At 74.9% G+C, this 17835-nt stretch carries 24 protein-coding genes; 9 read left to right on the top strand and 15 right to left on the bottom strand.

Features of this window, described 5'->3' with window-relative positions:
• Positions 1-312: 312 nt before the first annotated feature.
• Complete coding sequence (locus ACIQI7_RS29060; protein WP_387755332.1) at positions 313-495, bottom strand: antitoxin; 183 nt, start codon at positions 493-495, stop codon at positions 313-315.
• A gap of 151 nt (positions 496-646) precedes the next feature.
• Here ACIQI7_RS29060 and ACIQI7_RS29065 point away from each other — a divergent pair, with 151 nt between their 5' ends.
• Both ACIQI7_RS29065 and lpdA read left to right on the top strand, forming a co-directional pair.
• Positions 647-2299, top strand: a complete 1653-nt coding sequence (locus tag ACIQI7_RS29065; protein WP_401115451.1) for a M28 family peptidase — start codon at positions 647-649, stop codon at positions 2297-2299.
• 281 nt (positions 2300-2580) lie between these two features.
• Positions 2581-3987 carry a dihydrolipoyl dehydrogenase gene (lpdA, locus tag ACIQI7_RS29070; RefSeq protein ID WP_401115454.1) on the top strand — a complete coding sequence of 469 codons (1407 nt, stop codon included), beginning with the start codon at positions 2581-2583 and terminating at the stop codon, positions 3985-3987.
• 89 nt (positions 3988-4076) lie between these two features.
• On the opposite strand, the gene ACIQI7_RS29075 is transcribed toward lpdA, so the two are convergent.
• Positions 4077-4826 carry a sigma 54 modulation/S30EA ribosomal C-terminal domain-containing protein gene (locus ACIQI7_RS29075; protein WP_401115457.1) on the bottom strand — a complete coding sequence of 250 codons (750 nt, stop codon included), beginning with the start codon at positions 4824-4826 and terminating at the stop codon, positions 4077-4079.
• A gap of 141 nt (positions 4827-4967) precedes the next feature.
• On the bottom strand, positions 4968-5303 hold the full coding sequence (locus ACIQI7_RS29080) for a GNAT family N-acetyltransferase (protein ID WP_401115460.1): 336 nt from the start codon (positions 5301-5303) through the stop codon (positions 4968-4970).
• 184 nt (positions 5304-5487) lie between these two features.
• Here ACIQI7_RS29080 and ACIQI7_RS29085 point away from each other — a divergent pair, with 184 nt between their 5' ends.
• Complete coding sequence (locus ACIQI7_RS29085) at positions 5488-5811, top strand: hypothetical protein (protein WP_401115463.1); 324 nt, start codon at positions 5488-5490, stop codon at positions 5809-5811.
• On the opposite strand, the gene ACIQI7_RS29090 is transcribed toward ACIQI7_RS29085, so the two are convergent.
• On the bottom strand, positions 5713-6972 hold the full coding sequence (locus tag ACIQI7_RS29090) for an AI-2E family transporter (RefSeq protein WP_401115466.1): 1260 nt from the start codon (positions 6970-6972) through the stop codon (positions 5713-5715). The genes ACIQI7_RS29085 and ACIQI7_RS29090 overlap by 99 nt on opposite strands.
• A gap of 257 nt (positions 6973-7229) precedes the next feature.
• On the opposite strand from ACIQI7_RS29090, the gene ACIQI7_RS29095 reads away from it, so the two are divergent.
• On the top strand, positions 7230-7469 hold the full coding sequence (locus tag ACIQI7_RS29095; RefSeq protein WP_401115469.1) for a DUF6296 family protein: 240 nt from the start codon (positions 7230-7232) through the stop codon (positions 7467-7469).
• 83 nt (positions 7470-7552) lie between these two features.
• On the opposite strand, the gene ACIQI7_RS29100 is transcribed toward ACIQI7_RS29095, so the two are convergent.
• The 5 genes from ACIQI7_RS29100 to ACIQI7_RS29120 all read right to left on the bottom strand — a co-directional run bounded on the left by ACIQI7_RS29100 (position 7553) and on the right by ACIQI7_RS29120 (position 10325).
• Positions 7553-7777 carry a hypothetical protein gene (locus ACIQI7_RS29100; RefSeq protein WP_401115472.1) on the bottom strand — a complete coding sequence of 75 codons (225 nt, stop codon included), beginning with the start codon at positions 7775-7777 and terminating at the stop codon, positions 7553-7555.
• A gap of 185 nt (positions 7778-7962) precedes the next feature.
• Entirely contained in the window at positions 7963-8400 is a 438-nt protein-coding gene (locus ACIQI7_RS29105; protein ID WP_401115475.1) for a CBS domain-containing protein, read from the bottom strand.
• 145 nt (positions 8401-8545) lie between these two features.
• Positions 8546-8968, bottom strand: a complete 423-nt coding sequence (locus ACIQI7_RS29110; protein ID WP_401115478.1) for a DUF6343 family protein — start codon at positions 8966-8968, stop codon at positions 8546-8548.
• A gap of 122 nt (positions 8969-9090) precedes the next feature.
• A complete protein-coding gene (locus ACIQI7_RS29115) occupies positions 9091-9543 on the bottom strand; it encodes a hypothetical protein (protein WP_401115481.1) in 453 nt (150 codons plus the stop codon).
• 131 nt (positions 9544-9674) lie between these two features.
• Positions 9675-10325, bottom strand: coding sequence for a TetR/AcrR family transcriptional regulator C-terminal domain-containing protein (locus ACIQI7_RS29120; protein ID WP_401115484.1), 651 nt, complete (start codon positions 10323-10325; stop codon positions 9675-9677).
• 85 nt (positions 10326-10410) lie between these two features.
• On the opposite strand from ACIQI7_RS29120, the gene ACIQI7_RS29125 reads away from it, so the two are divergent.
• Positions 10411-11814, top strand: coding sequence for an FAD-dependent monooxygenase (locus ACIQI7_RS29125; RefSeq protein ID WP_401115682.1), 1404 nt, complete (start codon positions 10411-10413; stop codon positions 11812-11814).
• Positions 11815-11885: 71 nt separating this feature from the next.
• Here the strand turns inward: ACIQI7_RS29125 and ACIQI7_RS29130 are convergent, their stop codons facing one another.
• The 3 genes from ACIQI7_RS29130 to ACIQI7_RS29140 all read right to left on the bottom strand — a co-directional run bounded on the left by ACIQI7_RS29130 (position 11886) and on the right by ACIQI7_RS29140 (position 13057).
• Positions 11886-12071, bottom strand: coding sequence for a hypothetical protein (locus ACIQI7_RS29130; protein ID WP_401115487.1), 186 nt, complete (start codon positions 12069-12071; stop codon positions 11886-11888).
• Positions 12072-12151: 80 nt separating this feature from the next.
• Positions 12152-12325: a CsbD family protein gene (locus ACIQI7_RS29135; protein WP_401115490.1), complete on the bottom strand. Its 174-nt coding sequence runs from the start codon at positions 12323-12325 to the stop codon at positions 12152-12154.
• Between the two features lie 105 nt (positions 12326-12430).
• Positions 12431-13057 carry an SRPBCC family protein gene (locus tag ACIQI7_RS29140; RefSeq protein WP_401115493.1) on the bottom strand — a complete coding sequence of 209 codons (627 nt, stop codon included), beginning with the start codon at positions 13055-13057 and terminating at the stop codon, positions 12431-12433.
• Positions 13058-13230: 173 nt separating this feature from the next.
• Here ACIQI7_RS29140 and ACIQI7_RS29145 point away from each other — a divergent pair, with 173 nt between their 5' ends.
• Complete coding sequence (locus ACIQI7_RS29145) at positions 13231-13902, top strand: TetR/AcrR family transcriptional regulator (protein WP_401115496.1); 672 nt, start codon at positions 13231-13233, stop codon at positions 13900-13902.
• Positions 13903-13967: 65 nt separating this feature from the next.
• Here the strand turns inward: ACIQI7_RS29145 and ACIQI7_RS29150 are convergent, their stop codons facing one another.
• Entirely contained in the window at positions 13968-14150 is a 183-nt protein-coding gene (locus ACIQI7_RS29150) for a hypothetical protein (RefSeq protein WP_401115499.1), read from the bottom strand.
• 30 nt (positions 14151-14180) lie between these two features.
• Complete coding sequence (locus ACIQI7_RS29155; protein WP_387755378.1) at positions 14181-14504, bottom strand: plasmid stabilization protein; 324 nt, start codon at positions 14502-14504, stop codon at positions 14181-14183.
• 275 nt (positions 14505-14779) lie between these two features.
• On the opposite strand from ACIQI7_RS29155, the gene ACIQI7_RS29160 reads away from it, so the two are divergent.
• Positions 14780-16306 carry a threonine/serine exporter ThrE family protein gene (locus ACIQI7_RS29160; RefSeq protein WP_401115503.1) on the top strand — a complete coding sequence of 509 codons (1527 nt, stop codon included), beginning with the start codon at positions 14780-14782 and terminating at the stop codon, positions 16304-16306.
• Positions 16307-16474: 168 nt separating this feature from the next.
• Positions 16475-16630: a DUF6131 family protein gene (locus ACIQI7_RS29165; RefSeq protein WP_401115506.1), complete on the top strand. Its 156-nt coding sequence runs from the start codon at positions 16475-16477 to the stop codon at positions 16628-16630.
• A 61-nt stretch (positions 16631-16691) separates the two neighbouring features.
• Here ACIQI7_RS29165 and ACIQI7_RS29170 read toward each other — a convergent pair whose 3' ends face one another.
• On the bottom strand, positions 16692-17033 hold the full coding sequence (locus ACIQI7_RS29170; protein WP_401115509.1) for a hypothetical protein: 342 nt from the start codon (positions 17031-17033) through the stop codon (positions 16692-16694).
• A gap of 126 nt (positions 17034-17159) precedes the next feature.
• Here ACIQI7_RS29170 and ACIQI7_RS29175 point away from each other — a divergent pair, with 126 nt between their 5' ends.
• On the top strand, positions 17160-17801 hold the full coding sequence (locus ACIQI7_RS29175; protein WP_401115512.1) for an L-threonylcarbamoyladenylate synthase: 642 nt from the start codon (positions 17160-17162) through the stop codon (positions 17799-17801).
• Positions 17802-17835 lie beyond the last annotated feature (34 nt).

A 17835-nucleotide genomic window follows, 5' to 3' on the forward strand; every position in this document is an offset into this window, starting at 1 on the left:
GGCAGAATCGGCCGTATGGACGAAGGCGGCGAGCCGGCCTGCTGGCTGGACCGGGTGTGCCCGGAGTGCGGGCGGCTGCGCGAGCGACCCGGCCCGGGGCCCTGCGAGAACTGCGGCGCGAACAACGGAGCCCAGGAAGGCGGCCACGACCGCCCCGGCCCGGCGGCACCCGGGCCCGGCAGGGCTGAGCCCCGGCAGGGCTGAGCCCCGGCAGCAGGCTGACCCCGGTCCGGCCGGGCGGCCGGACCGGGGCGGTGAGCCGGTCGGACGGCGCCGGGTGCGGCGCCTCACGGATCCCGCTGCCGCTGCCCGCTACTGCTGGGACGGCGGCTGGTCGCGGAACTGGTTCTTCAGCTGCTCCTGGGCGGCGTCCACCTGACCGCTGTACTTGCCCTGGGTGCGCTGGTCGACGGTGTCGCCCGCCCTGTCGACGGCCTTGTCGGCCTGCTCCTCGTGGCCCTTCAGCAGGTTCTTGAGCTTATCCATCATGGACATCTGGTCACACTCCTGGATGAGACGCCCCCACTCCTCCAATATCGCCGCGCGCGCCGCGGACCGCATCCCGCGGGTGTGCGTAAAGGCTTGGCAACGGGATTCCGATCATGTCCAATCGTGACCTCACGGCCCGTCGGAAGGAGCTGCCTTGATGCTGCGCACCCGTCGCCCCACCTCCCCGCTCGACCGTTCCACCCCGCACGACCGCACCGCCTCCCCAGGACGCCCGCGAATCGCCGTCACCCGGCGTGGCGCGGGCGCCGCCCTGACCGTCGCCGCTCTGGTCACCCCGCTGCTGCTGGCCGGCGCGGGCACCGCCTCGGCCGACCCGGACCCGGCGCGCAAGGGCGCCAAGCTGGCCTCCCGGCTGGTCCAGACGAGCAGCGCCCGGGACGCCCGGGCCACGCTGGCCGCGCTCCAGCTGATCGCGGACCGCAACGGCGGTACCCGGGTGGCCGGTTCGACGGGACACGACCAGTCCGCGCAGTACGTCTACGAGCAGGCCCGGCGGGCCGGACTCAAGGTGTCCAAGCAGGAGTTCGTCTACACGTTCTTCGAGGCCCGCTCCGAGCGCCTCGACGTGATCTCCCCGCAGGCCGAGTCGGTGCCGGTGATCGCCATGACCTACTCGGTGAGCGGCCCGGAGGCGGGGCTGGCCGCGGACCTGGCGGTCGCTCCGGTCGGCGCCACCACCGGCTGCACGCCCGCCGACTACCCGGCGGGCGCCTTCACCGGCAAGATCGCCCTGATCCGGCGCGGCGGGTGCAGCTTCGCCGAGAAGCAGGCCGCCGCGGCCGCCGTGGGCGCGACCGGCGCGATCATCTACAACAACACCGACGGGAACCTCAACGGGACGCTCGGCGAGCCGACCGCCGGGAGGATCCCGACGGGCGGGATCACCAGGGCCGCGGGCGAGGCCCTGGCCGCCGAGGCGGCCGCCGGGCCCGTCCGGGTGAACCTGGACATCCGCACCTTCATGGAGCCGCGCAAGACCTGGAACGTGCTCGCCGAGACCCGCGGCGGCGACCCCGACCACACCGTGATGGTCGGCGCGCACCTGGACTCCGTCCCCGAGGGGCCGGGCATCAACGACAACGGCTCCGGCTCGGCCGGCATCCTGGAGGTCGCGAGGAACCTCAGTGCCCACCCGGTGAGGAACAAGGTCAGGTTCGCCTGGTGGTCGGCCGAAGAGTTCGGCCTCAAGGGGGCCGAGAAGTACGTGAACTCCCTCTCCGACGCGGAGAGGAAGCAGATCGCTCTCTACCTCAACTTCGACATGATCGCATCCCCCAACTACGCGCAGTTCGTCTACAACGGCTCCGGCAGCCTCGGCGGCGAGGCGGGCCCCGAGGGCTCGGCGCAGCTGGAGCGGGACATCAACGGCTACCTGGACGGCCGGGGCCTGCCGCACGACCCGACCGCCTTCGACGGCCGCTCCGACTACGGTCCGTTCATCGACGCGGGCATCCCGGCCGGCGGCACCGACACCGGCGCCGAGAAGGTCAAGTCCCCGGAGCAGGCGGCCCGTTACGGCGGCACGGCCGGCGTCGCCTACGACCCGTGCTACCACAAGGCCTGCGACGACCTGGGCAACATCGACATGGGCGCCTTCGACGTCAACATCGACGTGATCGCGAACGCCGTCGGCACCTACGCCTGGGACCTCTCCTCGCTCCACCGGCCCGTCCCGGCCCAGCGCCCGGCCGCGAAGGCGGCGCCCGGCACCGACGCGGCGGCGCCCGGCACCGACGCGGCGGGGACCGGCGGCACGAGCGCCGGCCGCTCCCAGGGCGTGACGGCCTGACGCCCGGGTGGGCCCGCCGCCGCTCCCGGCCCGGCGGGCCCACCCGACCGCCGTACCCGACCGCTCCGTCCGGCCCCCGCCAACCGCGACCTCCCTCCGTCATCGCCCCTGGTGGCCACGGGTGCGGTCACCGTAGCGGAGACCACTGACAAATCCGGCCCCGGGCCGGTACGGTGCCGCGCGGAGCGCATCGGCCGAGACCCGGTGGGTGCGCCGAGCCCGGTCCTGACACCATGGGACCGAGATCACGACACGGTGACATCCTCGGAGGAGTCAGCAACATGAGCACGCACTACGACGTCGTCGTCCTGGGCGCGGGCCCCGGCGGTTACACCGCCGCCGTCCGCTCGGCCCAGCTGGGCCTGAAGGTCGCGGTCATCGAGGCCAAGTACTGGGGCGGCGTCTGCCTCAACGTCGGCTGCATCCCCTCCAAGGCCCTGCTGCGCAACGCCGAGCTCGCCCACATCTTCACCAAGGAGGCCAAGACCTTCGGCATCAAGGTCGAGGGCCAGGTGACCTTCGACTTCGTCGAGGCCTTCCGGCGCAGCCGTTCGGTGGCCGACGGCCGGGTCAAGGGCGTCCACTACCTGATGAAGAAGAACGGCATCACCGAGTACGACGGCTGGGGCACCTTCGTCGACGACCACACCCTCCAGGTCGCGCTGAGCGGCGGCGGCTTCGAAGTCGTCACGTTCGACCACTGCGTCATCGCCGCCGGCGCCACCACCCGACTGCTGCCGGGCACCAGCCTGAGCGAGCGCGTGGTCACCTACGAGGAGCAGATCCTCACCGAGCAGCTGCCGGAGAGCATCATCATCGCGGGCGCCGGCGCGATCGGCGTCGAGTTCGCCTACGTGCTGCACAACTACGGCGTGAAGGTCACCATCGTCGAGTTCCTGGACCGCATGGTGCCGCTGGAGGACGTCGAGGTCTCCACCGAACTCGCCAAGCAGTACCGCAAGCTGGGCATCGAGGTGCTGACCTCCACCCGGGTCGAGTCGATCGACGACAGCGACCCGAACGCCAAGGTCCGGGTCACCGTCACCAAGGACGGGCAGCAGCAGGTGCTGGAGGCCGACAAGGTGCTCCAGGCGATCGGCTTCGCGCCGCGGGTCAACGGCTACGGCCTGGAGAACACCGGCGTCAAGCTCACCGACCGCAACGCGATCGCGGTGGACGGCCGCGGCCGCACCAGCGTCGAGCACATCTTCGCAATCGGCGACGTGACCGCCAAGCTGATGCTCGCGCACGCCGCCGAGACGATGGCCGTGATCGCCGCCGAGACCATCGGCGGGGCCGAGACCATGGAGGTCGACTTCGCCATGATCCCGCGCGCCACCTACTGCCAGCCGCAGATCGCCTCCTTCGGCTACACCGAGGCGCAGGCCCGCGACCTGGGCTACGACGTCAAGGTCGCCAAGTTCCCGTTCACCGCCAACGGTAAGGCGCACGGCCTCGGCCACCCGATCGGCTTCGTCAAGGTCATCAGCGACAACACGCACGGCGAGCTGCTCGGCGCCCACCTGATCGGCCCCGAGGTCACCGAGCTGCTGCCGGAGCTGACGCTGGCCCAGCAGTGGGACCTGACCGTCCACGAGGTCGCCCGCAACGTGCACGCCCACCCGACCCTGGGCGAGGCGGTCAAGGAGGCCATCCACGGCCTCGCCGGGCACATGATCAACATGTGACGCGCCGATCCCGTGCGCACACCGCGCGCGCCGCGCCCCCGCCGAGCGACCGCCCGGCGGGGGCGCGGCGGCGTTCCGGCGAGGGCCCGTCAGGCGCGCCCGCCGATCAGGCCGAGCCGGCCGTCGAAGCGGCGGTAGAGCACCCGGCCCCGCCCGCTGACCGGGTGCGCGAAGAACAGGAACGGCAGCTCCGCGCCCGCCAGCCGGTCGACGGCCTGCGCCTCCGTCAGCCGCGGAGCGCCGTACGGGCTGAGGGTGATCGGCGAGGTCCGGCGGCCCGCCGGACCGGCCGGGACGGTACGGGCGAGGCGGTAGCCGGTCGGCCCGACCCGGTAGACCACGGCGTCGGTCTCGGTCGCCGGATCGGTGAACAGGTGGATGTCGTAGTCCATCGCGTCCATGGTCCGGGCGGCGGCCTCCGGCGAGCACCACACCAGCGAGGGCTCCTTGCGCCGGACGACCCGCGGCTCGCGGACGGCCCCGCCGTCCGGACCGGTGCGGGCCGCCGCACGATGGCCCGGCCAGGGGCGCGGTGTCCAGGCCCCGGTGACGGCCCCGATCCTGCCGCGCAGCGCGTCGCTCACCCGGTCGAGCGAGTCGCCCAGTCCGGCCGCGGCCTCCTGGACGCGGATCCGGCGGCCGTCCACCTCGGCGTTCACCTGCGCCAGCACGCCCCCGGCCACGGCGGCGAACCGGACCCGCAGGGCCTCCACCAGCGTCCCCACCCCCGGAGCGGCCGCGGCGGCGGCCACCCGGGCCCGTGCCTCGGCCAGGACCTCGCCGGTCAGCCCCTCGAACGCCCCACCGTGACCAACTCGCCCATCCTCAGGCCCTTCCACTCCCGACCCGCGCGTACCGGCGACCAGGATTCCGGCCCCCCGGCCGCGCGGCCAGGGCCCAACGGCCCCACCTCGGAGGGCCGGGCGGACCAGCCGCAGGCCGGCCGGACGCGGGCCGGGCCCGGGCCAGGACCGCACCGGTCAGTACAGCTGGGTGCGCAGCCAGCCCTTGACCTCCGGGGTGACCGGGTCGGCGATGTCGGCGAACTCCTCGTGCTTCAGCAGGAACTTGGCGACGTACGGGCAGATCGGCACGATCCGCTTCCCGGCCGCGCGGACGTCCGTCAGCGCCTCCTGCACCAGCCGCGAGGCGAGGCCCTGGCCGGCGAAGGCCTCGTCGACCTCGGTGTGGAAGAAGACGCGCTGCTCCTCGTGGTCCCGGTACTCGGTGAAGCCGGCGAGCCGGCCGTCGACGGAGATCTCGTAGCGGTTCCGGTCGTCCGCCGGCTCGACGACGACGGTGCTGGGAGTGGTCACGGGGTGGCCTTTCGGTCGCGGGGCGTGCCGGCGGAGCGCCGCGGGGGCGCCGTCGGCACGGGTTAGCGGGAATCCTGCCAGGTCACCGGTGGTGAGGACCAGCCCCGCCCCGTCGGCCCGGCCCGTGTTACGGGCGGCCCGGGCCGGGCAGCCGCCTCTTCACGGGGGACCGGAGGTGGCGGCCATGGACGGGCCCGGGCTCTCCCGCCGGGAGCTGCGGATCCTGGTGGAGATCGAGGACGACCTGCGGACGGACGGACGGCTCGACCGCGCGATGCGCACCATGCGGCGCCGGCCCGGCTGGTGGTCGGACCGCGTCCTGGGGGCGGCCGTGCGGGTGCCGGCGTCCGTGCTGTCGGTGCTGCTGGCGCTGTCGGCCGGCCTGCTGCTGGTCAGCGCCAACGCGCACTCAGCCGCCTCGCTGACGGCGTTCGCCCTGGTCTGGGCCCCGACCCTGGTCCTTTCGACGACCAGGCTGATCGCCCGCCGCCGGGGGCTGCGGCGCTGAGCCGCCGGGGCCGCCACGGTCGCGCAGCTCGCCGAGCACCGCCCAGCCGACCGCCACCACCGGCACTGCCACCACCGCGCCGAGGACCCCCGCCAGCACCGCGCCGCCGGCCACCGACACGGCGATCACCACCGGGTGGATGCGGACGGACCACCCGAGCACCAGCGGATGCAGCAGGTGGCCCTCGATCTGGCCGATGACCACGATCAGCGCGAGCACCAGCAGGGCGACCACCGGGCCGCGGGCGGCGAGCGCGACCACGGAGGCGATCGCCAGGGCGATCGGGGAACCGACCAGCGGGACGAGGGTCGCCACGAACTCCAGCACCATCAGCGGCATGACCAGCGGCACCCGCAGGACGGCCAGCGCGATGCCCACCAGCACGGCGTTGGAGGCCGCCACGATCAGCACGCCCCGGGTGTAGCCCGCGAAGGTGCGCCAGGCGGCCCGGCCGACGCGGTCCCAGGCCGAGCCGGTCCGGACCGGCAGCTGGTCCTGCGCCCAGGACCACATCCGGTCGCCGGAGTGCAGGAAGAACACCGAGCAGAACACCGCGAGCGCCAGCCCGGTGACCAGCTCGACGATCCGTCCGGCGCCGCTGAGGGCGGTGCTGAGCAGCGTGGAGCGGTGGGACGCGATGAAGTCGCCGATCTTGGCCCGCAGATCGGTGACGGTGCCGGGACGCAGGTGGAAGGGCGCGCCGGTGAGCCAGCGGTCGATCCGGGACAGGCCGCCGCGCAGCTCGTTGCCCAGCCGGCTCCACTCGTCGGCGACGGTCGTGCCGACCAGCGTCAGCACTCCGCCGACGACCGCGACGGTGCAGAGGAGGGCGATCAGGACGGCGAGCGAGCGGGGCGTCACCCGGGCCAGCAGGTCGACCAGCGGGCGCAGCACGGAGGTGATGACCAGCGCCACGAACAGCGCGACGACCGGCAGTTCGAGCCGGGCGAGGACGTCGACGACCAGGTAGACGGCGAGCCCGAGCAGCGCCAGCCGCCAGGTGTAGCCGGCGGCCGTCCGCAGCCCGGCGGGGACGTGCTCCCCGGACGGAGCCCGGCCCGGGGCCGGTGCCCCCGCCCTGGTCCGGCGCGCCGGTACCCGGGGGCGGCGGCTGCCCAGCGGCCCGGCACGGCGGTCCGGTCCGGCGCCGTTCACTCCCACGGCGCGGCCTCCTCTCGATCGGCCGGGCTCCCTCTCACGGCCCGGTCACCCGTGCCCCGGGGGGTTCGCTCGTGGCGCCGCCGGGTCCCACCGCCCGGACACCAGGATTCTCGGTTCCTCGGTGTGTAACCGCGCCGGTTCGGGGAAGACGCGAGACGGAGTCCGGCCTCCCCCCGGAATGACGGCGGTCCTCCGTGTACGAGCGGTCGGATCGGGGGAGAATCGATGGCGCAGGGTGGGGAGAGAAGGAGGCCGAGATGAGAAGCCTCACCCGCCGCTACGCGGTGACGCTCCCCGGTCCGATCGGCGGGCACGCTCCACCGTCCGTCGTGGTGGTGCACGAGACCCAGACCGTGGGGCCCGACGGGGGCCCGGTCTGGGAGAGTTCGGACGGCGGTCTGCGGGTGGAGATCACTGGAGGGGTCGCCACTGTCCTGGCGACTCCCGGGAGCTGCAACAGCCGGCACCCGTGCCTGATGGCGGTGCCGCTGCCATGAGGGCGCGCCGGTGAGGCGCGCCGGACCGAGGGCGACGGAGGAGGGAAGGAGACGGCGACGAGGGGGGACGTGGCGACGGCCGGTCACCGCGCGCTGGCCGCCAAGGCCTCGCGCACGGTGACCAGGCAGGGGTCGCAGTACCGGTCCGGCCCGGCCGCACCGGTACCGTCGGCTGCCGGGACGACGCGCTGGGAGGGTTCCAGGAACCGCCCGCACAGCGAGGAGGTCGCGTCGTCCTTCGCCACCACGTGCCACACCACGGCGGGCGGGGTCACCGCCGGGTCGTGCTCGGCCCACATCTCGTACACGGCGCTACCTCCGGATCGCAGGGGGCTCGGTCACTCCATGCAAACCCGGGGCCTGCCGAACGGCCACCGGGCCAGACCCGGTGGGATGGTTGTGAGCCGGTGGGGCTCGGGGGAACGAGGGTTCGGAAGTCACCCCGCGGGTTCCGGGGTGACTCGTCTCGTCGCGAGGCGGGGGCGGCAGCCGGTCAGGAGTCGGGCGCGGCGGCGCTGATGTCGGCGAGCGCGGAGCCCAGGCTGGCAGCCTCGACGTCCCGGTCCGTCGCGAGGTCGCCGAGCGAGACCACGCCCACCGCCCGTCCGTCCTCCAGCACCGGGAGGCGGCGCAGGGCATGGCGTCGCATGAGTTCCACGGCGTGGGCGACGTCGTCGTCCGGGCCGACGTCGACCAGCTCGGAGCTGCACACGTCGCCGGTCCGGGTGCTGTCCGGGTCCTTGCCCGCGGCCAGCACCCGCACCACCAGGTCGCGGTCGGTCACCAGCCCGCACACCTCGTCGTCCTCGCCCACCACCAGGACGTCCCCGATGGCGGCGTCGCGCATCCAGCGGGCCGTGTCGCGCACCGAGGCGAGCCGGGGGACGGTGACCGGGGCCGGCGTCATGATCTCCTTGATCTTCCGGGTCATGGGGCCCTCCTCGGCTCTGGGGACGGGGTCTGCTGCGGGGTGGCGCCTGCCCGTCGGGACGCCGCGGAAACGGCCGCGCCCGCGCGAGCCCGCAGCCGGACGGCCGAAGGGCGAAGAGCGCCGGTCCGAGCGGCGGACGCCCCGCTCACTCCCGTCGGTCGGCGCCCGGCCGCTCCCCGGTCCGGCTCGCCGAGCCGGTGGCCCTCCGCGCGTCGGTCCGGTCACGGCCCTGGCCGGCGGCCAGGCGGCGCCGGATCACCAGCAGGTCGAGCGCGGCGAGGCCGGCGAACCCGGCGCACAGGGCGGCGAAGAAGGCGTAGGTCCCCTGGTCGGGAGCGGGGCCCGGGCCGGCCAGGGCGGCCAGCACGGCGAAGGCCGCCGTCCCACCGACGAACAGCACCAGGAAGATCCGGGACAACAGCCGCCGCAGCTCCAGGTCCGATCGGGCGGTCACCGGCTCGGTGCCCCGGCGCACCGTCTCCTGCGGCCGGAGCTGCGGCGTCGTCCGGCCGGGGCCCTGCGGGGCGTGCGGGAAGTCGTGGCGCTCACCGCCCGCGCGGCGGGCCATGCCCCCGCGCTGCGTGCCCGGTCTGCGTTGTACGGCCATGACGGCCCCCGAGTGAAGTCGGCCGTTGGTGTTCCGCCGGCGCGCCTACCCCGGTCCGGTGCCGGCACACGCCCGCGGGGTGCTCACCCGCGCCGGCCGAGCCGCAGCCGCACCGCCAGTTGCGGCCCCCGCGTCTCGCGGCCCTCCTCGTGCGTCCGGCAGAGCCCGGCGAGGGCGTCGCGGACCCGCTCGACCTCCGCGGGGCCGCCGAGCAGGTCCGCGGCGAGTTCGCCGGGCAGGGTGACCGGCGGCCCCGGCGAACCCGCCCGGTGGGCGTCGAAGGACTGGGAGAGGCGCACCGACGGGCTCGGTGCCGGACGGGCGGGGGCGCGGGTGATCCGGGGCTCGGCCACCACCCGGACGCCCTCCGAGGTCAGGGCGGCCGGATCCTCCCAGACGTTGCCGAGCATCGTCCGGCCGCGCCCGGTGTGGGTCGGGAAGGCGGCCTCCAACGCGTCGAGCACCGCTTCCGCCGACTTCCGCGGGCCCTCGCCGAGCGTCACCAGCACGTGCCCGGCCGCCAGGGGAAGTCCCATCGCAGCCACCTCCTGAGCCTCGGCGACAGGCGTCTACCGCTGCCGTCCCCTTCCGTTCTACGGCCGGTCCGCGCGCGTACGCACCCCGGGGCGGCGCAGCCGACGGGAGGCGGGCCGGGGCGCGGACGCCGTCAGCCCAGCAGGGTGGCCTCGACCCCGGCCAGCACCGCCGCCAGGCCCTGCTCGAAGCCCTCGTCGAAGTCCTGGAACATCACCCGGCCCGACTCGGCGGCCAGCGGGTGGGCGGCCAGGCGCTCGGCGCGGGCGTCCACGTCGTAGCCCTCGCCGCCGTCGAAGGGGTTGGGGCCCATCGCCTGCTCCTCGATGACGTAGCCGATGGTGTAGCTGTACGCGGTCTGCCAGGCCCGGGCGGCGGCCGCCGGGGTGAAGCCGGCCTGGACCAGCAGGCGCAGCGAGGCGTCCAGCCCGGCCGCGTAGCCGGTGTCGGTGAACCGGGCGCCGCTGTAGACCTTCGCGCCGTCGCGGTAGCGCAGCAGCTCGGCGCGCAGGGCGCGCATGGTCGCCAGGTAGCCCTGCCGCCAGTCGCCCTCCGCGCGCCCTTCGCCGGCCCGACCGGTCAGCCGGCGCAGCATCTCGGTCGCCATCTCGTCCAGCAGCGCCTGTTTGTCCTTGAAGTGCCAGTACAGCGCGGGGGCCTTGACATCGAGCCGGGCGGCGATGGCGCGCAGCGTCAGGCCGTCCAGACCGGCCTCGTTCAGCAGGTTGAGCGCGGTGTCGACGACCTGGGCGCGGTCGAGCTTGGGGGTTCTCTGCGGGGTCACGATTGACAGTTTAACGCCGTTAAGTGCAAGCTGTGGGCAACGGCTACTTAACAACGTTAAGGGGGTTGTCGTGGCTTCTCGCGGCATGCACACGGACGTCCTGATCATCGGCGCCGGGCCCACCGGGCTCGCCCTGGCGCTGGACCTCGCACGGCACGGCGCCGCCGCCCTGGTGGTCGAGCGCGGCGCGGAGCTCTTCCCCGGCTCGCGCGGCAAGGGGCTCCAGCCGCGCACGCTGGAGGTGCTCGACGACTTCGGCGTGCTCGACCGGGTCCGCGCGGTGGCGGGGTACTACCCGCCCAACCTGTTCTGGCGGGACGGCGAACCGCAGGGCGAGCGCACCATGTACGACCCGACCGAGGCCTCCGAGGCCGAGCCGTACACCGAGACCCTGATGCTGCCCCAGTGGCGCACCCAGCAGGTGCTGTACGAGCGGCTGCGCGAGCTGGGCGGCGAGGTCGCGTTCGGGCGCGAGCTGGTCGGCCTGACGCAGGACGACCAGGGCGTGACCGCCGAGTTCGCCGTCGGCGGCCCGGTCCGGGCGCGGTACCTCGTCGCGGCGGACGGCGGGCGCTCGACGGTGCGTCGGCTGCTCGGCATCGGGATGACCGGCGAGACCGTCGACCCCAGCCCGATGCTGGTCGCGGACGTCCGGGTCGAAGGACTGGGCCGCGACCACTGGCACGTGTTCCAGGCCGAGGACGGACTGTTGGCGATCTGCCCGCTCGGCGGCACCGAGGACTTCCAACTGGTCGCCCAGTTCCCGGAGGGCGCGGCCGTCGACCTCACCCTCGACGGGCTGCGCGAGGTGGTCGCGGCCCGCACCCACCTGGCCGCCGAGCAGGTCACCGAACTGCGCTGGAGCTCCGAGTTCCGCCCGCGCGCGGCGCTCGCGGACCGCTTCCGCGCGGGTCGGGTGTTCCTCGCCGGCGACGCCGCGCACGTCCACTCCCCGGCCGGCGGGCAGGGTCTGAACACCAGCGTCCAGGACGCCTACAACCTGGGCTGGAAGCTGGCCGCCGTGCTGGCCGGCCGGGCGGAAGCGGGCCTGCTCGACAGCTACGAGGAAGAGCGCCGAGCCAACGCCGCGGCGATGCTGGAGCTGTCCACCCGGGTCCACCGCGGCGAGCAGCGCCGCGGCCGGGCGACCCAGCAACTCGACCTCGGCTACCGGGAGTCCGCGCTCTCCGTGGAGACCCGCCCGGACCTCCCGGCGGACGCGCTGCGGGCCGGCGACCGCGCCCCGGACGGCCGCCGGGGCGGCACCCGGCTGTTCGACGCCTTCCGCGGCCCGCACTGGACGCTGCTCACCGTCGGCACGGACACCCCGCTGCCGGCCGTCACCGCGCCGGTGGTCCGCATCCCGGCCTACCGGGCGTACGGCACCGGCGTGTTCCTGGTCCGGCCGGACGGCTACCTCGGCTGGGCCGGCGCGACGGCCGACGGCCTCGCGGCCTACGCGGGCCGGCAGGGGCTGCTCGCCCCCTGACCGGACGCGCGGCCGGTGGGACCGGCGGCCATGGCGGCCGGTCCACCGGGTGGCCGGCGCGGGGGAGTCGCTCAGTCCGGCGGCTCGGGCGGATCGGGGGCGTGGGCGGGCTCGGTGGTCTCGTACTCGGGGCCGTCCCGCGGCCCCTTCCGCTCCTCGTGCTCGGGCGGCGGCGAGCCCTCGCCCGTCATCCGGGACTCGGGGGTCTCGACCGGGGTCGGAGGATCCCTCGGGACGGGTTCGTTCTGGTCGGTCATGGGGTTCAACTCCTCTGCCGGGTGCGCTGGGAAGACGGGGACACCCGACAGCCGTCCGGGGACGACCGCCGGGTGCCCGGTCAGTGCTTGCCCGCGTCCTTGACCTTCTCCGCGGCCTGCTTCAAGTCGCCCTTCGCCTGCTCGGCCTTGCCCTTGAGTTCGGTCGAGCGGTCGTCGGTGGCCTTCCCGGCGGCTTCCTTGACCTTGCCGCTCGCCTTCTCGGCCATGTTGCGCAGCTTGTCGTCGGTACCCACGGGGGGTGCCTCCTCTCGGTCGACGGGGCGACGTCCGCCCCGCGCGGCGTCTGCCCGGGCCGCGCGCTTCCATGCGCGGGCCGGGACGCCGATTCGGGCGGCGGCCTACCGGTCACCGGTCTCGGCGGCGGCCTTCAGGTCCCGCAGCCAGCCTTCGAGCCCCTGGCGGAGGACGTCGGTGGCGGCGGGGACGTTCGCGTCGACCTGGGGCCCGGTGTGGGTCTCCTCGGTGCGCACCAGGACACCGCCCGGGACCTCGGTGAAGGTCCACACGTGGACGCCGTCGATCCGCAGCCCGGCCGCGACCGCCGGGCCGGTCCACCGGACGCAGGAGCCGGGCCGCAGCTGCCGGACGGTGGAGGTGATCTCCAGGACGGGGTCGGTCGACGCCGGGTTCGGCGGCAGCGGGGTGGTCCAGTGGAACGCCGAACCCGGGTGCAGCGGGCCGCCGTCGAGGCGCTCGGCGCTCAGCACCGGGGTCTGCCAGGCGGGCCAGCGCTCCACGTCGGCCTGCAGTCGCCAGACGGTCCGCAGCGGCGCGTGGATCACGGCCTCGGTCCGGTGACGGACGCGGGCCTCGGGGTCGACGCCCACCCCGCGGCAGGTGAGCGAGGGGCCGGGGCGGTGGGCGGTGGCGGCCCCGGCCGGCGCGGCGGCGGCGCCGAGCAGACCGAGGGCGAGCGGAACGGTCAGCAGGGCGGTGCGCAGGCCGGTGCTGCGGCTGGCGGACATGGAACTCCCCATTCATCTGTCGGCCGTCGGGACGGCACGGTCGCGCGAGCTAGATGCTCACGCTTTCGTTAGAAGTTGTAACTCGACAAGGACTGGGGGGTCAACAGGTCCGTGATACCTTCTAACGGAAGCGTGATCATCTAGTCGGGCACTTGGGGAGCGGACGGACGCCGATGGCGAGGACGGACGGAACGGGCGCGGAGAGCCCGCGCGAGCGCTACCGGTCGCAGGTGCGCGAGGAGATCAAGGCGCACGCCTGGGAGCAGATCGCCACGGCCGGCGCCTCGGCGCTCTCCGTCAACGCGATCGCCAGGCGGATGGGCCTGAGCGGCCCCGCGCTCTACCGGTACTTCGCCGGGCGCGACGAGCTGATCACCGAACTCGTCCGGGACGCGTACCGAAGCCTCGCCGACGCCCTCGGCGCGGCCGCCGCCGGTGGCGCCGACCTGTCCGGGCTCGCCCACGCCCTGCGCGGCTGGGCCCTGGCCGACCCCCAGCGGTACTTCCTGGTCTACGGCACCCCCGTGCCCGGCTACCACGCCCCCGCGGACACCACCGCCGTCGCCGACGAGGTCATGCGGACGCTGGTCGACGCCTGCGCGGCGCTCGCCCCGGCCGGGCCGGAGGCCGGGGAGGCGCCGTTCGCCACCCATCTGCTGGGCCACCGGGACTGGGCGGGCGAGCAGCCGGCCCCGCCCGAGGTGCTCCACCGCTTCCTGGTCTTCTGGACCCGGCTGCACGGCGTGCTGTCACTGGAACTCGCCGGGCACTTCACCGGCATGGGCTTCCGTCCCGAGCTGCTCTTCGAGGCCGAACTGGAGAGCCTGCTGGCACCGCGGTTCTGACCGGCGGGCCCACCACCGCGGTCCGGGGCGCCCACCGGTGCGGCCGGGCGCCCCGGACGGCCCGGTCAGGCCTGCCCGGGGTGCGGCTGCGGCAGCGGCGCCGGATCGGTGTCCGGGAACGGCTCCGGCGGTGGGAACGGCGGGATCGGCGGCGGCGCCGGGTCCGGCTCGCCCGGCCCCGGCACGGGGTCGGGGTCGGGCCGGGGGGTCGGCCGGGTGTCCGGGTCCGGGGGCATCGGGACGGTCATCGAGGCACCTCCTCGGAGGAGCGCGCCCGGTCAGTGGCCGAGCGCGTCGGCCAGCTGGCGCTTGTTCATCTTGGAGCGGCCCTTGACGTTGCGCTGCTTGGCCTCGTTGTACAGCTGGTCGTAGGTCGGGCCCTGGGAGCCCTGGTGAGAGCGCTGCCCGCCGCGCCGGCCGGAGGACATGTCATGGGTCGAACTGCGGCTGGCGGTCTTCGACTCGCCGTGCCGCGCGCGCTCCTTGTTCACCGTCCTGGCGGCGATCTCCTTGGCCCGCTTCTCACTCTCGCCCCGGTCGAGCGCGCTGTCCTTGATGTGTTCGTACTGGCGCTCCCGCTTGGGGCTGGATCCTCGCGGCATGGTCGACGCCTCCCTCTCTGTCCGGGGTCCTTGCGCAGGCGCGTCTACCCTCCGTCGCCGCCGTGAACCGGCGGCCGGAGCCGCCCGTGCCCGCCCGCGACCCCGCCGGCCGGCCGGCCCCCGAGGTCGGCACGCGCGGGGCGGTGGGGCGTGTACGGCCGGTCGTGCTCCGGTTCGGACGGGTGTGCCGCGTGTGGCGCGTTCGCCACAGCATCACTCGGGGTAGTTGACCGGCTGCACGTTGTTGACGGAGGGGGTGGGGTCAGGGAGTCGCGATGACGGAACACGAGCAGCTCGGCGCGCCCGCCGGCCCGGACGGACACCCCGCCCGGCCCGGACGGGTGCCGCCCCAGGCCCCCGCGCCCGGGGAGCGCGAGACCGGTGCCGGGCCCGGTGCGGACGGTGACGGCACCCCGGCGCCCTGGCCCGACATGATGCTGCCGCTGCTGCGCACCCCGACGGCCGACCGGAAGCCCGCACCGGACGCGGCCGGCGCCGAGCCGCCGACCGGTGTCGAGCCGGCGCAGGTGCTGGACCTTGCGCTGCTCGTCGGCGAACTGCTGCTGGCCAGCGGCGAGGCGGCGGAGGACGTCGAGGCCGCCATGCTCGCCGTCGCCCACGCCTACCGGCTCCACCCCTGCGACCCGCAGGTCACCTTCACCCGGGTGGCGATCTCGTACCAGCCCGGCCCGTCGGAGCCCTCGCTGACGGCCGAGTGCTCCGTCCGCCGCCCGGCCGTCGACTACGCGCGGCTGGCCGCCGTCTTCCGGCTGGTCACCGAGATCACCGTGCGCGGGATGGCCGTCCCCGAGGCGCACGGCCGCCTGACGGCGGCGCGCAGGCGCAGCCACCGCTACTCCGGGCGGCTGTACGTGCTCTGCTGGGGGGGGATGGCCGGGGCCGCCACCCTGCTGATCGGCGGCCGGGCCGACGCCCGGGCCTGGCTGGTCTTCGCGAGCGCCCTCGTCGCCGCGTTGACGGGCGAGCGGCTCTCGGCGCTGGTGGCGCGCCACGACCTCCCGGCCTTCTACCAGTTCGTGGTGGCCGCGGTGCCGGCCGCCGTGATCGGCATCCTGCTGTCGTTCAACGGGCTGCACCTGCGCGGATCGGTGGTGATCACCGGAGGACTGTACGCGGTGCTGCCGGGGTGGCCCCTGGTGGCGGCGGTCCAGGAGGGCCTGGCGGGCTTCTACCTCACCGCGGCCGCCCGGCTGCTCGAAGCGCTGTACCTGATGGCCGGGGTGGTGATCGGGGTGATGACGGTGCTCTACGTCGGCGTCAACAACGGTGCCGACCTCGCCGCCCAGGACGTGCCGCACGGGGCGGTGAACCCCCCGCTGCAACTCGCCGCCGCGGTGCTCCTGACCGTGGCGTTCGCGGTGCTGCTGAACACCGAGCCGGGCACGCTGCCGGCGGTCCTGCTGAACAGCGCGGCGGGTTGGACCACGTACGGGGTGCTGGTGAACGCGGGCGGCGAGCCGATCCTGGCCACCGGTCTGGCGGCGGGGCTGGTCGGACTGTCCGGCCAGCTCATGGCGCGTTGCCGGGGCAGCTCGGCGCTGCCGCACATCACCGCCGCGCTCGGGCCGCTGCTGCCCGGCTCGGTGCTGTACTTCGGGATGCTCGCCTTCGTGCGGGGCGAACCCGAGGTCGGACTGAGCGGCATCGGGCGGGCCGGCGCGATGGCCATGGCCCTCGCCATCGGCGTCAACCTGGGCCGCGAGCTGGCCCGGCTCTTCCTGCCCGCGCCCCGGGTGGTCGTCGCACCGCGCCGCCGCCGGCGCGGCCGCCACCGGCGGTGACGACGACGGAGGCGTTCCGACCGGTTTGCCCCGGCGATGCCGCGGTAGACGCGTGGGTGTGGAACCGGGCCGGCGAGACCGGCCCGGTTCCCGGGGGCGGCCCCCCGCCGGTGCGAGCCGACGCGGCCGCCTCCGCCGACAGCCCACCCGTCAATCCGGGAGCCCCTCGTGATACTCCTCGGCGTCATCCTGCTCATCATCGGCTTCGTCACCGGCATCTCGATCCTGTGGACCATCGGCCTGGTGCTGGCCGTCATCGGTCTGATCCTCTGGGTCGCCGGGTCGCTCGGGCACGCCGTCGGCGGCCGCCGTCACTACTACTGACCGGCCTGATGTCCGCTCAGCGCCCCGCGCCCCGTTCCCATCGCACGAGGACCGCCCGACTTCAGGGGCGGTCCTCGTGCAGTCCGCAGAGCCAGGCCAGTGCCCGGTGGACACCGAGCACGTAGCCGTGGTCCGCGCCCTGGGAGCGGGCCCGGTGGAGGTGGACGGCGGCGGCCTGGCATTCCGCCAGAAGCTGGGCGTGGCCCGGGCCGGTGGCGCCGGCCGTCGCGGCGGCGGTGACCGGGGCCGCGACCTGGGCGCCGGCGGCCCACCGGTAGGCGCCGAGCACGCCGTGCTCGAAGCCGCTCCAGGGCCGGGGGCGCCGGTTGACCTTGTCGATCGCGGCGAACACCTCGTCCAGCGGCCGCACTCCCACCGCCGGGACCGTCTCGTCACTGGTCATGTCCGCAACCTACGTCCGCCCGCCACCGCCCGCCGGGGCGGGTAGGCTGACCAGGTCGTGCCCGGCCGGAGAGGTGGCCGGGCCGGAGGAACGGGGCGGGCCGGCGGCCCGCCGGTGGAGACCCTGATGACTCGTCGATTTGACTGCTCGGACCCGTCCGAGCGCGCAGCCGGGCTGCGCGAGGCCGTGGCCGCGGTGCGCCGCGGAGAGCTGGTCGTGCTGCCCACGGACACCGTGTACGGCGTGGGCGCGGACGCCTTCGTGCCGCAGGCCGTCGACCGCCTGCTGCGGGCCAAGGGGCGGGGGCGGAACATGCCCTCGCCGGTGCTGGTCGGCTCCCCGGAGGCCCTGGACGGGCTGGTCGAGGTGACGGAGCGCGCGCGGAACCTGGTCAAGGAGTTCTGGCCGGGCGGGCTGACCGTGGTCGCCCGCCACCTGGAGTCGGTCGACCTCGACCTCGGCGAGACCAACGGGACGGTCGCGGTGCGGATGCCCGCGCACCCGGTCGCCGTCGAACTGCTCAACGCGACCGGGCCGTTGGCGGTCTCCAGCGCGAACCTGACCGGGCACGACTCCCCGCAGGACTGCGACGCCGCCCAGGGCATGCTCGGCGACTCGGTCGCCGTCTACCTCGACGGGGGCCCGACCGCGGCCGCCGTGCCCTCCTCGATCGTGGACGTCACCGGCGAGGTGCCGGTGCTGCTGCGGGCGGGCGCGATCGGCGCCGAGCGCCTGCGCGAGGTGGTCCCGGACCTCCGGGAGCGCTGAGCCCGCCGCCCGCGGACGGCGCCGCCCGGGCGCG

It is taken from the genome of Kitasatospora sp. NPDC092039, from assembly GCF_044756065.1.
Taxonomy (GTDB): Bacteria; Actinomycetota; Actinomycetes; order Streptomycetales; family Streptomycetaceae; genus Kitasatospora.

Excerpts from the sequence above, each read along its gene's own strand:
- ACIQI7_RS29060 (WP_387755332.1), bottom strand. The coding sequence starts at position 495 with ATGTCCATGATGGATAAGCTCAAGAACCTGCTGAAGGGCCACGAGGAG.
- ACIQI7_RS29065 (WP_401115451.1), top strand. The coding sequence starts at position 647 with ATGCTGCGCACCCGTCGCCCCACCTCCCCGCTCGACCGTTCCACCCCG.
- lpdA (WP_401115454.1), top strand. The coding sequence starts at position 2,581 with ATGAGCACGCACTACGACGTCGTCGTCCTGGGCGCGGGCCCCGGCGGT.
- ACIQI7_RS29085 (WP_401115463.1), top strand. The coding sequence starts at position 5,488 with ATGGACGGGCCCGGGCTCTCCCGCCGGGAGCTGCGGATCCTGGTGGAG.
- ACIQI7_RS29095 (WP_401115469.1), top strand. The coding sequence starts at position 7,230 with ATGAGAAGCCTCACCCGCCGCTACGCGGTGACGCTCCCCGGTCCGATC.
- ACIQI7_RS29105 (WP_401115475.1), bottom strand. The coding sequence starts at position 8,400 with ATGACCCGGAAGATCAAGGAGATCATGACGCCGGCCCCGGTCACCGTC.
- ACIQI7_RS29110 (WP_401115478.1), bottom strand. The coding sequence starts at position 8,968 with ATGGCCCGCCGCGCGGGCGGTGAGCGCCACGACTTCCCGCACGCCCCG.
- ACIQI7_RS29115 (WP_401115481.1), bottom strand. The coding sequence starts at position 9,543 with ATGGGACTTCCCCTGGCGGCCGGGCACGTGCTGGTGACGCTCGGCGAG.
- ACIQI7_RS29125 (WP_401115682.1), top strand. The coding sequence starts at position 10,411 with ATGCACACGGACGTCCTGATCATCGGCGCCGGGCCCACCGGGCTCGCC.
- ACIQI7_RS29130 (WP_401115487.1), bottom strand. The coding sequence starts at position 12,071 with ATGACCGACCAGAACGAACCCGTCCCGAGGGATCCTCCGACCCCGGTC.
- ACIQI7_RS29140 (WP_401115493.1), bottom strand. The coding sequence starts at position 13,057 with ATGTCCGCCAGCCGCAGCACCGGCCTGCGCACCGCCCTGCTGACCGTT.
- ACIQI7_RS29145 (WP_401115496.1), top strand. The coding sequence starts at position 13,231 with ATGGCGAGGACGGACGGAACGGGCGCGGAGAGCCCGCGCGAGCGCTAC.
- ACIQI7_RS29150 (WP_401115499.1), bottom strand. The coding sequence starts at position 14,150 with ATGACCGTCCCGATGCCCCCGGACCCGGACACCCGGCCGACCCCCCGG.
- ACIQI7_RS29155 (WP_387755378.1), bottom strand. The coding sequence starts at position 14,504 with ATGCCGCGAGGATCCAGCCCCAAGCGGGAGCGCCAGTACGAACACATC.
- ACIQI7_RS29160 (WP_401115503.1), top strand. The coding sequence starts at position 14,780 with ATGACGGAACACGAGCAGCTCGGCGCGCCCGCCGGCCCGGACGGACAC.
- ACIQI7_RS29170 (WP_401115509.1), bottom strand. The coding sequence starts at position 17,033 with ATGACCAGTGACGAGACGGTCCCGGCGGTGGGAGTGCGGCCGCTGGAC.
- ACIQI7_RS29175 (WP_401115512.1), top strand. The coding sequence starts at position 17,160 with ATGACTCGTCGATTTGACTGCTCGGACCCGTCCGAGCGCGCAGCCGGG.